Origin of the sequence: Paraburkholderia sp. RL17-368-BIF-A (assembly GCF_046054045.1) — a bacterium.
Classification (GTDB): domain Bacteria; phylum Pseudomonadota; class Gammaproteobacteria; order Burkholderiales; family Burkholderiaceae; genus Paraburkholderia; species Paraburkholderia graminis.
This window is the reverse complement of record NZ_JARESN010000005.1, coordinates 99,668-114,812: the sequence shown is the minus strand read 5'-3', so window position 1 is coordinate 114,812 and position 15,145 is coordinate 99,668. Positions and strand designations below refer to the sequence as shown.

Here is a 15,145-nt window from a genome sequence, read left to right as displayed (position 1 = left end):
GTTACCTGGTGTCTACGTGGACCTGGCGAACTGCCTGCGACGGGCGCTTACTTCGGCGCGGCCACCGTCACGAGCGCCGGACGCAGCACGCGGTCGGCGATCACGAAGCCCTTTTGCAGCACGGCGACCACCGTGTTCGGCTCCTGATCCGCCGGCACCATCGAAATGGCCTGATGGCGATGCGGGTCGAACTTCTCGCCGACCGGATTCAGCGCGACGACGCGGCCCTTCTCCAGCGCGCCCGTGAGCTGGCGCAGCGTGAGTTCGACGCCTTCGCGCACTTTCGCGAGGTCGTCGGAAGAATGGGCGACGGCAGCTTCCAGGCTGTCGATCACCGGCAGCAGATGCTCGGCGAAGCTCTCGATGGCAAATTTATGCGCCTTCGCGACGTCTTCCTGCGCGCGGCGACGCACGTTCTCGGTCTCGGCCTTGGCCCGCAGGAAGCTCTCCTGCAACTCGGCGATCTTGGCCTGCGCTTCAGCCAACGCAGCTTCGGCACCCGTGGCTGCCGGCGTGTCCGTGGCGACGCTCGCCGCGGCTTCCTGCTCGGGAGTGGCCGCCTCGGCGGCCGGGCGCTCGGTTTCGTCCGCGGGCGTGGGATTCTGGCTCGTCGGGTTCTCTTGCGTGTTTTCCATGTCGCTGAAAGTCGTTAAAGATTTAAAAGCCAACGGCGGCGGCAACGCATGAATGCGCCGCGACTTTTGTGCGTTGCAAAATCGCGACAAACATTCGAACGCGCCACCGCGTATCGGAACGGCAGGTGGGGCCGCAAGCGCCCATTTCAAGCGCCTCGGCCGAAATTTTCAGAGCGGGCGCCGCTGGCGGAAACGCGCGGTTACAACCATTAGCGCGGCGCAATCAGATTCAGATTGAGCGCGAACAGCAAGTGACCTATGCTCCAGTAACGCAGCGGAAAAACCTCGTTAACCCTAATCTGACGTAATCCTTTCCGCCCTCTTGCAATTTCCACCCGGCTAGCTCGTTTCTTTGCTGCAACATCCCATAAGGGGGTACCGTGAAACTGACCTTTGCAATCTCGGTGGTCGCACTGGTACTCGTTGCGGGCACCACGACCATCTGTATGTCCGGGGCGGTCAACGACCACACCACCGAATACGGCGGCGTGAACGCGACCATGGAACAGCTGTTCAATCCCCACCTGAAAATCTGTCGATAGTGCGGCGGTCGCGCTTGGTCGGGCGGCCATGCAATGCCTCGGCCGGCTCGCGATAGGTCTTGCGGCGCTCCTGCTCGGCCTTGCGTTTTTCGCGGCTTTCGTCGGTCTCGGCGTAGAGCGTCTGCGCGACGGTCGCCGGACCGCGCACCTCGCACACGCCCAGCACCTGCACCTGCCACACGAAGCGCTCGATCTCGATCTCGACCAGGTCGCCGACCCGCACGTCCTTGGCCGGCTTCACATTGGCCCCGCCGATGCGCACGCGCCCTTTCTCGACAGCATCCGCCGCGAGCGAACGCGTCTTGAAGAAGCGCGCCGCCCAAAGCCATTTGTCGATGCGCAGTTTCGCGCCCGGTTCGGTTGAAATCCTGTAGTTCATGAAGTCTCGTCAAGCCGCTGTGTTATGCGGCACGGGTACTGCCTGCACCGGCCAGCCTTGCAGATTCTGCGCGACGATTTCGCCGAGCGCGGCGATCCACGCCTGCGACGCGTTCACACACGGAATGCGGTGAAATTCCTTGCCGCCCGCATGCAGGAATTCGTCGCGCACTTCCATGCCGATTTCTTCGATCGTCTCCAGGCAGTCGGCCGTGAAGCCCGGACAAAATACATCAGCACGCCGCACGCCTGCCGCGCCGAGTTCCTTCAACGTGGGCGCCGTGTAGGGCTGCAGCCACTCGGCCTTGCCGAAGCGCGACTGGAAGGTGATGCGGCATTCCACCGACGTGAGACCAAGCGCCTGCATCAGCAGCGCGCCGGTTGTCTGACACTGCTCGTGATACGGATCGCCGAGATCCAGCGTGCGTTTGGGCACGCCATGAAAGCTCAACACGAGTTTGTCGCCCGCCGCGAAATCCGGCTGGCCATGAAGATGCCAGTAGTGACGCACCTGCGCCGCGAGCGCCGCGATATATGCCGGATGATCGGCGTATTGACGCACCGTGCGGATCTCCGGCTGATTGCGCATGCGCTTCATCGCGGAGAAGGCGTCGTCGAAAGCGGTCGCCGTGGTCGACGACGAATACTGCGGATACATCGGCACGAGCAGCACCCGCTCGGCGCCCGCGAGCTTGAGCTGATTCAGCATCGCGGGAATGCCCGGCGTGCCGTAACGCATCGCGTATTCGACGAGCACCGTGTAGTCGTTCAACTGCAGCAGATGGCGCAACGCTTCCACCTGCTTTTCCGTATAGACGCGCAGCGGCGAGCCTTCGGGCATCCAGACGGCCGCATATTTCTTCGCGGACGCGCGGCCTCTGAACGGCAGGATCAGCAACCGCAGAATGATCTGCCACAGCAGCGCCGGAATCTCGACCACCCGAGGGTCGGACAGGAACTGCGCGAGATAGCGGCGAACCGCCCGCGGAGTTGGCGCGTCGGGCGTGCCGAGGTTGATCAGCAGCACGGCAACACGGTGCGACGTGGCGTTCTGCGAAGGCCGCTCGAGGTCGAAGCGCATAGGCTATAGCCGGGTAACCGCAGTGAGCGGAGGGTTGAACAGGTGAGATTCATTATAGCGGTGCGCCCTATGGCGGCGGCCTTCGTGGCCGCGCGCCCCAGGCGCCCCTGGCCGTTCGGCTAATTGGCAAGCGGCGCGCGCTCGCGCATGATGTGCCGCATCGACCGCCGCGGCGTTGACCGCTACTGCTGACTTAGCGTGAGCGAAAGCAGTCTTGCGGTGATGTCCACGATCGGGATGACGCGGTTGTACGCCATCCGCGTCGGGCCGATCACCCCGAGCGTGCCGACGATCTTGCCGTTCACCTCATAGGGCGCGGTGACGACGCTCATTTCCTCGATAGGCACGAGGTTGGACTCGCCGCCTATGAAGATCTGCACGCCGGCCGCATGACTCGACACATCCAGCAACTGAAGGAGACTGGTCTTTTGGTCGAACACATCGAACAGCTTGCGCAGGCGCGCCATGTCCGAGGAAAGATCGGCGACTTCGAGCAGATTGCGCTCGCCCGAAATCAGCACGGTCTCGCCGGTGTCGGATTCGTCCGTGCTCGCCGTGACGGCCGCGTGCATGAGCGTGGTCATGTCGCCGCGCAACTGGTCGATTTCTTCGCGCAGGCGGCGGCGCACTTCGTCGAAAGACAGGCCGGCGAAGTGCGCGTTGATGTAGTTCGAAGCCTCCACGAGCTCGGACGGCGAAAAGTCGCGCTGGGTCGCCATCATGCGGTTCTGCACGTCGCCTTCCGGCGTCACGATGATGAGCAGAATGCGCTTGTCCGACAGCCGCATGAACTCGATCTGCTTGAACACGTGACTGCGCCGCGGCGTCAGCACGACACCGGCGAACTGCGACAGATTCGAGAGCACGCTCGCCGCGGCCGCGACGATTTTCTGCGGCTCGCCTGCCTGCAGCGTAGTCTTGACCGTGCGGGTGACCGCCTCTTCGTCCGCGGCGGATTCGACCGTGAGCATGGTGTCGACGAACAGCCGGTAGCCGCGCGGCGTGGGAATGCGTCCCGCCGAAGTATGCGGACTGATGACGAGCCCGAGATCCTCGAGATCCGACATGACGTTGCGGATGGTTGCCGGGCTCAACTCCAGGCCCGAATAGCGCGACAACGTGCGCGAGCCGACCGGCTGACCTTCGGCAATGTAGCGCTCGATCAGCGTTTTCAGGAGGGTTTGTGCGCGAGGATCTAGCATGACGAAAAATTTTAGCTCAATGAGGCGACTACCGCGAGCGCCGACGGCGCCCATCACCGGCGAATTTCCCGCCGCCCGCCGGGACCGCGCCTTGCGCTCGTTCCAGCACAACGTGCCGCATTGTGTCGGGCGTGCCGCCGGCCCCGTTGCCGACGGTCCGGCCAGCCGCGCGCCGGTGCGGTTTGCGCGGCGCGCATGTCATCAAGGCTTCACCATTCTAACGATAATCCCGCACTGCGCTCACGGCCCGCTGCGAACGGCCGGCCGCGGCGTCCCGGCCCCGTTCTTTTCAGGCCCTACCTATGGTGTAATGCCGGCATGCAAGTAACCAGCCAGTTCAAGACTGTCGCGCTCGTCGGGCGCAACAATACGCCGGGCATCCGCGACCCGCTGACCGCGCTCGCCACGTGCATCGCGAAGCGCGGCTTCGAAGTCGTTTTCGAAGCCGACACCGCGGCCGAAATCGGCGTAACCGACTATCCGGCGCTGCGCCCCGCCGAAATCGGCGCGCGCGCCGACGTGGCTGTCGTGCTCGGCGGCGACGGCACGATGCTCGGCATCGGCCGGCAACTGGCGCCGTACCGCACGCCGCTCATCGGCATCAATCACGGACGGCTGGGCTTCATTACCGACATCCCGATCTCCGACATGAGCGTGACCGTGCCGCAAATGCTGGCGGGCAACTTCGAGCGCGAGGAACGCGTGCTGCTCGAAGCGCGCATCATGCGCCAGGGCAATCCGATCTATCACGCGCTCGCGTTCAATGACGTCGTGGTGAATCGCAGCGGCTTTTCGGGCATGGCGGAGCTGCATGTGTCGGTGGATGGGCGCTTCATGTACAACCAGCGTTCGGACGGACTGATCGTCGCCACGCCGACCGGCTCGACGGCGTACGCGCTGTCGTCGCAAGGGCCGATTCTGCATCCGCAACTGCAGGGCATCGTGCTCGTGCCGATCGCGCCGCATGCGCTGTCGAACCGGCCCATCGTGCTGCCGGACGATTCGAAGGTCAGCATCCAGATCGTTTCGGGGCGCGAGGTGAACGTCAATTTCGACATGCAGTCGTTCACGTCGCTGGAACTCGGCGACTCAATCGAAGTGCGCCGCTCGCGTCATACGGTGCCGATGCTGCATCCGGTCGGCTACAGCTATTTCGCGACGCTGCGCAAGAAGCTGCACTGGAACGAATACCCGTCGCACGAGGAAGATCCCAAGCCGTGACCGGCGCGGACGCCGGACCGCAAGCGCGCAGTTCGTAAAACCCGATACCAAGCTCACCGACAAGCACAAACGACTTCCATGCTTCGCCACCTCTCGATACGCGACTTCGTCATCGTCGCCGCGCTCGACCTCGAATTCGACAGCGGCTTTACCGTTTTCTCCGGCGAAACCGGCGCCGGCAAGTCGATCCTGATCGACGCGCTGGCGCTCGCGCTGGGTGCGCGCGCCGACGCGAACGTCGTGCGGACCGGCGAGACCCGCGCCGACATCACCGCCGAATTCGACACGCACGCGCAAGTGGACCAGTGGCTCGACGAGCAGGCGTTGAGCACGGCCGCGGCGGACGGCCAGCACGGCGGCACTGTGATGCTGCGCCGCGTGGTGGATGCGAACGGCCGCTCGCGCGCGTTCATCAACGGCACCGCGGCGACGCTCGCGCAACTGCGCGAAGTCGGCGAAATGCTGGTGGATATTCACGGCCAGCACGCGCACCAGTTGCTGATGCGGCCCGACGCGCAGCGCGAGCTGTTCGACACGCATGCAGGGCTGACCGAGCTGTCCGCGAGCGTCACGCGCGCGTGGCGCGCCTGGCGCGAGAAGGTGCAGGCGGTCGAGCACGCGCAAACCCGCGACCGCGAATTGCAGCTGGAACGCGAGCGTCTGGCATGGCAGCTTGCCGAGCTGGACAAGCTCGCGCCGCAGCCGGGCGAATGGGAAGAAGTCAACGCGGAGCATCGGCGGCTGTCGCATTCGGCGAATCTGATCGACGGTGTGCAAGGCGCGCTGAATGCGCTCTCCGAATCGGACGAGGCAATGATCACGCACCTGGCGTCGATCGTCTCGAAGGTGCGCGACCTTGCCGATATCGACCCGGCCCTGAACGACGTGCTGGCCGCGCTCGAACCCGCCGAGATCCAGCTTCAGGAAGCCGCGTATTCATTGAGCCATTACGCGCAGAAGCTGGAACTCGACCCGGACCGGCTCGCACAAGTCGAAAAGCGCCTCGACGCATTGCATTCGGCGGCGCGCAAATTCCGTTTGCAGCCCGAAACGCTGCCCGAGGAACACGAGACGCGCCGCGCGCAGCTTGCCGCGCTCGACGCCGCCGCGGACCTCGACAGCCTGCACGCAGCCGAAGCCAAAGCGCGCGAGGACTTCCTCGCCGAAGCAAAGAAGCTCTCGAAGGCGCGCGCCAAGGCCGGCAAAGCGCTCGGCGCCGCGGTCACCACAGGCATGCAGGAACTGTCGATGAAAGGCGGCAGCTTCGAGGTCGCGCTCGTGCCGTTACCCGAAGGCGGCGCGCATGGCCTGGAGCAGGTCGAGTTCCGCGTCGCAGGTCATGCGGGCGTGCCGCTGCGGCCGCTCGCGAAGGTCGCGTCGGGCGGCGAACTCGCGCGTATCAGCCTTGCGCTCGCCGTGATCGCGAGTGCCGCGAGCCCGACGCCCACACTGATCTTCGACGAAGTGGATACGGGAATCGGCGGCGGCGTCGCCGAAGTGGTCGGACGGCTGTTGCATCAACTCGGCGAAGCGCGCCAGGTGCTTTGCGTGACGCACTTGCCGCAGGTCGCCGCGCGTGGCGATCATCATTTCCAGGTGGCGAAGGCCGGCAACGGCAAGGGCGGCACGGTGAGCAGCGTCGTTTCGCTCGACAAGACGAGCCGCGTCGAAGAAGTCGCGCGCATGCTCGGCGGCCTGGAGATCACGCCGACCACGCGCAAGCACGCGAAGGAAATGCTGGCGGCGTAGGTGGTGAGTTGCGGGCGGCGGTCGGGCTGCTAGTCGCCCGCTACCCGCCCCCATCCTCAAAAACCCCACCTCACCCTCGCCCAAACACCCGCTCCCAAAGCCCAAGCACCGCATCTCTCTCGGCCGCGACCAACCCCGGCTCGACTCGCGCCTTCTCCATCCCATCGAGCCGCAGCTTGTGCTGCAGCTTGCGGTACGTGCGATAAGCGGCGCCGACCGTCTCCGCTTCCGCCTCGCTCATCAGCCCAAGACGCGACACCTCGCGCAACAGCGCAATGTTGCCCGTATTGCGGATCAGCTCGGGATCGCGCGCCGCATGCAACAGCACCCAATACTGCACGGTGAACTCGATGTCGACCATCCCGCCGCGATCGTGCTTGAGATCGAACAGCGTCGTGTGGTTCGGATGCCCGGCGGCGACGCGCTCGCGCATCTCCACGATTTCGCCCGCAAGCTGCGCGGCGTCGCGCGGCGTCGTCAGCACCTGTTCGCGGATCGCCTCGAACTGCGCGCCGATCTGCGCGTCGCCGGCGCAGTAGCGCGCGCGAGTCAGCGCCTGGTGCTCCCACACCCACGCGGTGTTGGCCGCGTCGCCCTCGCGCAACTGATAACGGCGGAACGCGTCGAGATCGGTAACGAGCAGGCCCGACTCGCCGTTCGGCCGCAAGCGCAGATCGACGTCGAACAGCGTGCCCGCGCCGGTCGCGGTCGTCAGCCATGTAATCAGGCGGCGGGTGTAGGTCGAATAGATGTCGGAAGCGGCATCGTCGGGATCGTCGTAGAGAAAGATCACGTCGAGGTCCGATGCATAACCCAACTCCTTGCCGCCCAGCTTGCCGTAAGCGATCACCGCGAATCGCGGCGCGTCGCGGTGGCGCTTCGGCAACTGCTTCCAGACGGCTTCGAGCGTGACGTCGAGCACGGCATCGGCGAGTTCGGACAGACGGTCGCTCACATGCTCGACGCTCAGCTTGCCCGCGAGGTCGATCAGCAGAATACGGAACACCTCGGCCTGGTGCGCGTGGCGCAGCAAGTCCATCTGCTGCTCGACGCCGTCCGCCGCGGCCAGCCGCAAGCGCAGCGTGCGCTTGAACTCGGGCCAGTCGAACGGCGTGTTCAGCGCTTCGTCGTCGAGCAGTTCGTCGAGCAGTTGCGGATGGCGGATCAGATAACCGGCTGCCCAGCGCGACGCGCCCAGCACCGACAGCACCCGATGCAGCGCTTGCGGATACTCGGTGAGCAGCGCGAGGTACGCGCCGCGCCGGCCCACGGCTTCGAGCAGATCGAACAGACGCGCGAGCGTGTCGCCGCGCCGCTCGGGCGGCTCGAGCGTGCGCGCGGCTTCGAGCGCGCGCTGCGCGACGATGTCGAAGCGCTGCCGGCTGCGCTCCGCGAGTCCGGCATAGCGCGACGATTGCCAGACGCCGCGCAGCCGCGCGAGCAGATCGGCGGGCTCGGCCACGCCCAGTTCGACGAGACGCGCATGCAGCGCCTCCGCCGCGCTGTCGTCCGCGAGCGCGCTGCTCCAGACCCACACTGCCGCGCCGTCTTCGGGCGCGCCGCAGCCGTCGCGGCCGCTCACCTTGTCGGCGAAAATCTGGTCGAACTGCTGTTCGACGAATTCCCGATGCGCGTCGAGCCGCTCCATCAGCATCGGATAGTCGTCGCAGCCCATTGCGCGCGCGAGCGCCACGCGTTCCTCGGAATCGACCGGCATCGCGTGCGTCTGCGCGTCGTTGCGATATTGCAGCCGATGTTCGAGCTCGCGCAAAAAGCGATAAGCCTGTGAGAGCTTCACGCACACCGACGTGTCGATCAGCCCGTGCGTCGCGGCGTGCCGCAACACGGCGAGCGTGGGGCGCACCCGGAAACCGGCGTCCTGGCCGCCGCGAATCAGTTGGAACACCTGCGCGCTAAATTCGATTTCGCGGATGCCGCCGCGTCCGAGCTTGATGTCGTCGGCCTTGTCGGGGCGCATCGACGCGCGGCGCTGCGCCTCCTGGCGAATCTGCAGATGCAGCGCGCGGATTGCGCTGATCACGCCGAAGTCGAGATAACGGCGGTAGACGAACGGCGTGACGATCGCATCGAGTTGTTTCGACAGGCGCTGCGCCGCGTCGCTCGTCCCTTCGGAAACGAGCCGGCCCTTGATCCACGCATAGCGCTCCCACTCGCGGCCCTGCACATAGAAATATTCCTCGAGCATGCCGAGGCTGCACACGAGCGGTCCCGAATCGCCGTTCGGACGCAAACGCATGTCGACGCGAAACACGTAGCCGTCGGCGGTCACTTCGGCGAGCGCGCCGATCAGGCGCTTGCCGAGGCGCGTAAAAAAGTCTTGCGTGGCAATCGGCGCGCGCTGGCCGCCCGCCGTCTCGCCGTCCTCTTCGTAGATGAAGATCAGGTCGATGTCCGACGAGACGTTCAGCTCGCGGCCGCCGAGCTTGCCCATGCCGACGACGCCGAGCGTGAGCCGTTCGCCCTGCGGGCCGCGCGGCTCGCCGAAGAGCGTTTCGAGTTCGGCGGACAGCACCGTGAGCGAGCGCTGGATCGTGGTCTCGGCGAGATCCGTCATCGCGCCGGTGACTTCGGCGACGTCCGCCTCGCCGGCCAGGTCGCGCTCCATCACCGCGCAGAAGACCTCCGTGCGCAACTGGCGCAACGCGCGCTTCAATGCGGCCTCCGTCAACGGCGCGTCGGCGCCGCCGGCCGCTTCGGCGCACAGCGCGTCGAAGCGGGCGTCGATGCGCTCGCGCGTCAACGGCCCGGACGCAAGCTCCGCCACCTGCGCGACGAGTTGCGGACGGGCCGCCACGGCGCGCGCCGCGTAATGTGAATAGCTGGAACTCAGGAGAGTGGCGTGAGTCATCAAAGGTCTGGCTCGCTCGTTGCTTGATTGGCATGAACCGCGGGTCAGCGGCTCGTCGCACGACGGTTTGCTGCGCGCCGATGTGGGTCGTGCAGCGGGCCCCTGACAGGGTTTTCCGGAAGTCCTGTCGACGCTTTCCCGTGTGTTACATTTCGTCGTTAATCCGCAAAACTACCATACGCCCACCCGCCGCAGCATGTCCGAGCGAAACGAATCCGCCGACCCGCAGGAAACCGGGCCGGCCCGGCCTGTGAGCGGAAGCGACCACGTCGTCTTGCGCCGGACGCTCCACGTTGTTCTCGCGCTCGCGCTCGTCCTCTATTTCATCGCGGCGGGGCTGTTTCTCGGCTTGCGCTACGTAGTGCTGCCGCGCGTCGACGCGTTCCGGCCGCGAATCGAAGCGACCGTCTCCGACAAGCTGCATGCGCAGTTCACCATCGGCAAACTGGCGCCGCATTGGAGCGGGTTTCAGCCGGGGCTCGACATCACGAATCTGGTGATCCGCGACCATGACGGCAAACCCGCGCTCACCATTCCGCACGCCACCGCGACGCTGTCGTGGCGCTCGCTCTGGCAATTCCATCCGGCGCTGTCGAGTCTGATCGTCGACCAGCCCGACGTGCTGATTTCGCGCGGCGGCGACGGCGTGCTGTCGGTCGCCGGCGTGCCGGTGCCGACGCGTCATAGCGGCAACGACACCTTGTCGACGTGGCTCGTGCGCCAGCAGGCGATCGTCGTGCGCGGCGGCGTGCTGCGCTGGCGCGACGCCCAGCGCGACGCGCCGGAGCTCGCGCTGCGCGACATCCGCATCGCCATTCTCAACGACGGCTACGATCACCGCCTCGCGCTTCAGGCGCCGCCGGACGGCCAGTTGCTGCGCGGCCCGCTCGATTTCCGCACGCATTTCCGGCACGCGCCGCTCGCCGCGATCGGCAAGCCGATCAACTGGAAAGGACAGGCGTATGTCTCGACCGGGCCAGTCGATCTGCCGACGCTCGCGCGCTACATCAAATTCCCGATCGAGACGTTTGCGGGCCGCATCGACAACGCAATCTGGGTCGATTTCGCCGACGGCCGCATGACCTCGGCAAGCGGGCAAATGGCCGGCGCCGACGTGGCGCTGCGAGTGCGGCCCACGCAGCCGAAGCTGCTGTTGCCGATTGCGAATTTCGGCTGGCGCCTGCAAGCGCAGCAAGGCGATTACGAGCTGCAACTGAACGACATGCGCGCCGAACTCGGTCAGCCGCCGCTCGAAGACGGCACGCCGCTCACGCGCACGCTCGCGTTCCAGACGCTGAACGGGCACTACCGGACGGCTTCGCAGCAACACGGGCAGTTCATCAGCGTGTCGGGCGATCGCGTCGACCTGGGCATACTCGCGGAGTTCAGCCGCGCGCTGCCGCTGCCGCGTGCGCTCCTGAACAGCCTCGTGCGCTATAACCCGCGCGGGCTCGTCGCCAACTACCTGATCGAAGTCGAGCGCGGCAAGCCGGAATCCGGCGAGCCGGGCGGCGACCGTCATGGGACCGGCGCGGAGCCGATCGAGCGCTACCGCTTCACGGGCGACCTGCAAGGCATCAGCGTCGCCGCGCAGGAGCCGCCGCCGGGGCTCACGGCGCGCAATCACCCGCGCGCCGGCATTCCGGGCATCGAAAATCTGTGGGGCCGCGTGGACGCCGACCAACGCCGCGGCACCGCCACGCTCGACACGTCCAACGTCGCCATCACGCTGCCGGGCGTGTTCGACGATCCGCGCCTCACGCTCGACCGGCTGCATGGCCGCGCCGACTGGACCATTTCGCCGAAGGCGCCCGGCGAGAACCATCCGGCGTTCACGGTGAAGCTGGCCGAGCTAGGCGTCTCCAATGCGGACGTCGCGGCGACAGCAAGCGCGGACTACAGCAACCCCGGCCACGGCCGCGGCTCGCTGGATCTGACCGCCGACTTCGAGCGCGCGCAGGTGTCGCGCATCGTCCGCTATCTGCCGACCAGCATCAGCGAGAAGCTGCGCATGTATCTCGGCCACGGCTTGCAGGCCGGCATGTCGCGCGGCGCGAAGATCGAAGTGCATGGCGACCTCACCAAATTCCCCTACTCGCGCGATCCCGAAGCGGGCATCTTCCATATCGTCGCGCCGTTCAAGGGCGGCAAGTTCGACCCGTCGCCGTACCCGCCGCGCAACATGCGCAACGGCACGCCGAACGTGTGGCCGGCGTTCGACGGCATCGACGGCGTGTTCGAGATCAGGCAGAACGTGCTGCGCTTCGACATCGACCGGGCACGCTACAAGCGCGTCGCGCTGCACGGCGTGAACGGCAGGATCGACGACCTCGGCACGCGCGAGTCGAATCTGGTCATCAAGGGCGACGGGCTCGGGCCGCTCGCCGACATGCTCGACTACGTGAACGAAAGCTCGCTTGGCATCATGGCGCGGCATCAGACCGAGAAAATCCGCGCCGAAGGGCCGGCGTCGCTCGCGCTGAAGCTGACGGTGCCGCGCACGCCGAAGCCGCATATCGGCGTGGAAGGCGCGCTCGGTTTCCAGAACAATCGTTTGAGCGTGGCTAATGTGCCGCCGCTGTCGCAAGTGAAGGGCAAGGTGCGCTTCACCGAGCGCAGCGCGCAGACCGAGCGGCTCACCGCGCAGTTCCTCGGCGGCGATGTGCGGGCGAGCGGCGGGCTGAAACAGGACGGCACCTACGCGCTCGACATGAACGGCCATATCGCCGTCGAGGCCGCGCGCGGCCTCGATCTGCATGGCCCGGCCGCGCAGGTCCTCACGCGCATGAGCGGCAGCGCGCCGTATGCGCTCACGGTGCGCGGCGCCAAAGGCAAGCTGCCGCAACTGACCGCGAACTCCGACCTGACCGGCCTCGCGCTCGACTTCCCCGCGCCGTTCAACAAGCCGGTCGGCACGCCGATGCCGCTGCGCGCCAGTGCCGGTCCGTCGACGCTCGCCGGCGAAAGCGGACTCGAGCGCGCCGAGCTCGACTTCGGCCCCATCGCCGCGCGCTATCTGCTGCATTACGACCCGAAAAGCCCGCCGACGGTGGTGCGCGGCGCCATCGGCGTGAACCGGCCGGCCGACTTGCCGAGCGAAGGCGTGATCGCCGCCGTGGACGTCGACGCATTCGACGCCGATGCGTGGCGCGCGCTGATTACACAACTGCGCAGCAACGAGGCGCCCGCCGCGCCCGTCCCGCCCGCAACCCCGAATCCGACCGTCGCGCAGTTTCTGCCAAGCCGCTTCGCGCTGCACATCGGCACGCTGACGCTGCTCAAGCGCCACTGGGAGAGCGTGATCGTCGGCGCTTCGCACGCGGACGGCAAATGGCAGGCGAACATCGCGTCGAATCAGGTGTCCGGTCACGTTTCGTGGCTGCCGGGCGCCGACAAGGCATCGCCGGGCACGCTGCAGGCGCGCTTTGCACGCGTCGTGATTCCGTCGGTCGCCGACAAGGATCTGCTCGGCCAGGCGATGTCGGCGCCGGCGCAAAACATGCCGTCGATCGATCTGGTCGTCAACGAGCTGATCGTGCGCGACCGCGACATCGGCCGGCTTGAAGTGCTCGCGCACAACTTCAACGAAGACGGCGTGCCGGTCTGGCAACTGGACAAGCTCGATATCGCGAATCCTGCGGCCACGTTAACCGCGACGGCGAACTGGCGCACCTCGACCGAACTCGGCAACGCCGCGGACGAAAGCACGCCGCGGCGCACTGTGTTCGATTTCAAGCTCGACATCAAGGACGCGGGCGGCCTGCTCGAGCGCTTCGGCCAGCCACGCACGCTGAAGGCGGGCAGCGGCACGCTCAACGGCAAGATGGTGTGGCGCGGCGGCCCGACGGCGATCGACTATCCGACGCTCAACGGCAATATCGCCGTGGATCTGCGGCATGGGCAGATTCTCAAGGTCGATCCGGGCGTCGCCAAGCTGCTCGGCGTGCTCAGCCTGCAAAGCCTCGCGCGCTTCGCGACGCTCAATTTCCGTGACGTGATCGGCGAAGGTCTGCCCTTCGAGCATGTCACGGGGACGGCGCAGATTCGCAACGGCATCGGCCGCACGGAAAACTTCGAGATGGTGACCGCGCCGGCCCGCGCCGAGATGAAAGGCTCGGTCGACCTGGCGCAGGAAACGCAGGACATGCACGTCAAGATCGTGCCGACGGTGAGCGCGGGCGCGGCGGTCGTCGCGGCCGCGGTGATCAACCCGCTGCTCGGCCTGGGCGCGCTGGTGGCGGACCTCGCGTTCAGCAAATCGGTGTCGCACGCGTTCGCGCGGGACTATGCGATAACGGGCTCCTGGTCGAAACCGCACATCGAGCGGGTCAAGAGCGATCGGGGTAAGATGGACGCTCCAGCTTCGACCGCCGGCGCGAACTGAGCGTCCAAGCAAGCGTGCAACCGGGGCTTTGTCGATCGCGATCGGACGGCTTCGGTCAGCGCATCCAGTAGGCGCTTTCGAGTGACGCACACCGGCGGCACGAGCCTGCCCTGAACGACGTATGCGGCGCCGGCTGTCGCGCCGCCTTGCCGGGAGTTTTCCGAAACGCTCATGAGCGAAACACACGTCTCTTCGTCTTCATCCCACGCTTCGTCCGACACTGCGCTTGATAGTGCGCAGCGCGAACCGGCGAGCGGTCAGCCAAACAGCTTCCGCGTCGCCGCGCTGCAAATGGTCAGCACGCCGGATCGCGAGCGCAATCTCGCCGACGCCGAACGTCTGATCGCCGAAGCCGCCGCCGACGGCGCGCAGCTCGTCCTTCTGCCCGAGTACTTCTGCTTCATGGGCTTCAAGGACACCGACAAGCTCGCGGTTCGCGAAGCGTATCGCGACGGCCCGATCCAGCGTTTTCTCGCCGATGCCGCGCGCCGCCACAAGGTATGGGTAATCGGCGGCACGTTGCCGATCACGGCGCCGGAGCCGTCGCGCGTGTTGAACACGACGCTCGTGTTCGACCCCGAGGGTAACGAGGCCGCGCGCTACGACAAGATCCATCTGTTCAACTTCGAAAAGGGCGAGGAATCGTTCGACGAGGCGCGCACCATTTGCCCCGGCGGCGAAGTCCGCACCTTCGAGTCGCCGTTCGGCCGCGTTGGTTTGTCGGTCTGCTACGATCTGCGCTTCCCCGAGCTGTACCGGCGCATGGGCGATTGCGCGCTGATGGTGGTGCCGTCGGCGTTTACTTACACGACGGGCCGCGCGCATTGGGAAATGCTGCTGCGCGCGCGCGCCGTCGAAAACCAGTGCTACGTGCTGGCCGCGGCGCAAGGCGGCAAGCATGAGAATGGCCGCCGCACGTGGGGCCACAGCATGCTGATCGATCCGTGGGGCGAAGTCGTCGCGGTGCGCGACGAAGGCGCCGGCGTGGTCGCGGGGACGCTCGAACGCACGCGCATCGACGAGGTGCGGCAGAGTCTGCCCGCATGGCGTCATCGGGTGCTGAGCTAGAACACGTGACATTGAA

General features: G+C 66.3%; 10 protein-coding genes. 5 read left to right on the top strand and 5 right to left on the bottom strand.

Going from position 1 to position 15,145, the window contains the following annotated elements; all coding sequences use genetic code 11:
- Nucleotides 1–47: 47 nt before the first annotated feature.
- Entirely contained in the window at nucleotides 48–635 is a 588-nt protein-coding gene (gene grpE, locus P0D87_RS11005) for a nucleotide exchange factor GrpE (protein ID WP_053857535.1), read from the bottom strand.
- Nucleotides 636–1,015: 380 nt separating this feature from the next.
- On the opposite strand from grpE, the gene P0D87_RS11000 reads away from it, so the two are divergent.
- Nucleotides 1,016–1,177, top strand: coding sequence for a hypothetical protein (locus tag P0D87_RS11000; RefSeq protein ID WP_006047884.1), 162 nt, complete (start codon nucleotides 1,016–1,018; stop codon nucleotides 1,175–1,177).
- Here the strand turns inward: P0D87_RS11000 and P0D87_RS10995 are convergent.
- The 3 genes from P0D87_RS10995 to hrcA all read right to left on the bottom strand — a co-directional run bounded on the left by P0D87_RS10995 (nucleotide 1,149) and on the right by hrcA (nucleotide 3,838).
- Entirely contained in the window at nucleotides 1,149–1,556 is a 408-nt protein-coding gene (locus P0D87_RS10995; protein ID WP_006047885.1) for an RNA-binding S4 domain-containing protein, read from the bottom strand. The two genes, P0D87_RS11000 and P0D87_RS10995, sit on opposite strands and share 29 nt — an antisense overlap.
- Before the next feature lie 9 nt (nucleotides 1,557–1,565).
- Nucleotides 1,566–2,636, bottom strand: coding sequence for a ferrochelatase (gene hemH, locus P0D87_RS10990; protein ID WP_006047886.1), 1,071 nt, complete (start codon nucleotides 2,634–2,636; stop codon nucleotides 1,566–1,568).
- 182 nt (nucleotides 2,637–2,818) lie between these two features.
- Complete coding sequence (gene hrcA / locus P0D87_RS10985; protein ID WP_025601566.1) at nucleotides 2,819–3,838, bottom strand: heat-inducible transcriptional repressor HrcA; 1,020 nt, start codon at nucleotides 3,836–3,838, stop codon at nucleotides 2,819–2,821.
- 318 nt (nucleotides 3,839–4,156) lie between these two features.
- Between hrcA and P0D87_RS10980 the strand changes: the two genes are divergently transcribed.
- Both P0D87_RS10980 and recN read left to right on the top strand, forming a co-directional pair.
- A complete protein-coding gene (locus tag P0D87_RS10980; RefSeq protein WP_006047888.1) occupies nucleotides 4,157–5,059 on the top strand; it encodes an NAD kinase in 903 nt (300 codons plus the stop codon).
- 78 nt (nucleotides 5,060–5,137) lie between these two features.
- Nucleotides 5,138–6,808: a DNA repair protein RecN gene (gene recN, locus P0D87_RS10975; RefSeq protein ID WP_053857534.1), complete on the top strand. Its 1,671-nt coding sequence runs from the start codon at nucleotides 5,138–5,140 to the stop codon at nucleotides 6,806–6,808.
- A gap of 70 nt (nucleotides 6,809–6,878) precedes the next feature.
- On the opposite strand, the gene glnE is transcribed toward recN, so the two are convergent.
- Nucleotides 6,879–9,677 carry a bifunctional [glutamate--ammonia ligase]-adenylyl-L-tyrosine phosphorylase/[glutamate--ammonia-ligase] adenylyltransferase gene (gene glnE, locus P0D87_RS10970; protein WP_006047890.1) on the bottom strand — a complete coding sequence of 933 codons (2,799 nt, stop codon included), beginning with the start codon at nucleotides 9,675–9,677 and terminating at the stop codon, nucleotides 6,879–6,881.
- Nucleotides 9,678–9,873: 196 nt separating this feature from the next.
- Here glnE and P0D87_RS10965 point away from each other — a divergent pair, with 196 nt between their 5' ends.
- Both P0D87_RS10965 and P0D87_RS10960 read left to right on the top strand, forming a co-directional pair.
- Nucleotides 9,874–14,061 (top strand): YhdP family protein, encoded by a 4,188-nt coding sequence (locus P0D87_RS10965; protein WP_053857533.1) that lies wholly within the window; start codon nucleotides 9,874–9,876, stop codon nucleotides 14,059–14,061.
- Between the two features lie 171 nt (nucleotides 14,062–14,232).
- A complete protein-coding gene (locus tag P0D87_RS10960; protein ID WP_053857532.1) occupies nucleotides 14,233–15,129 on the top strand; it encodes a carbon-nitrogen hydrolase family protein in 897 nt (298 codons plus the stop codon).
- Nucleotides 15,130–15,145 lie beyond the last annotated feature (16 nt).

Bases quoted from the DNA above. Each gene is read 5' to 3' on its own strand.
- grpE (WP_053857535.1), bottom strand. From the start codon at position 635: ATGGAAAACACGCAAGAGAACCCGACGAGCCAGAATCCCACGCCCGCG.
- P0D87_RS10995 (WP_006047885.1), bottom strand. From the start codon at position 1,556: ATGAACTACAGGATTTCAACCGAACCGGGCGCGAAACTGCGCATCGAC.
- hemH (WP_006047886.1), bottom strand. From the start codon at position 2,636: ATGCGCTTCGACCTCGAGCGGCCTTCGCAGAACGCCACGTCGCACCGT.
- hrcA (WP_025601566.1), bottom strand. From the start codon at position 3,838: ATGCTAGATCCTCGCGCACAAACCCTCCTGAAAACGCTGATCGAGCGC.
- P0D87_RS10980 (WP_006047888.1), top strand. From the start codon at position 4,157: ATGCAAGTAACCAGCCAGTTCAAGACTGTCGCGCTCGTCGGGCGCAAC.
- recN (WP_053857534.1), top strand. From the start codon at position 5,138: ATGCTTCGCCACCTCTCGATACGCGACTTCGTCATCGTCGCCGCGCTC.
- glnE (WP_006047890.1), bottom strand. From the start codon at position 9,677: ATGACTCACGCCACTCTCCTGAGTTCCAGCTATTCACATTACGCGGCG.
- P0D87_RS10965 (WP_053857533.1), top strand. From the start codon at position 9,874: ATGTCCGAGCGAAACGAATCCGCCGACCCGCAGGAAACCGGGCCGGCC.
- P0D87_RS10960 (WP_053857532.1), top strand. From the start codon at position 14,233: ATGAGCGAAACACACGTCTCTTCGTCTTCATCCCACGCTTCGTCCGAC.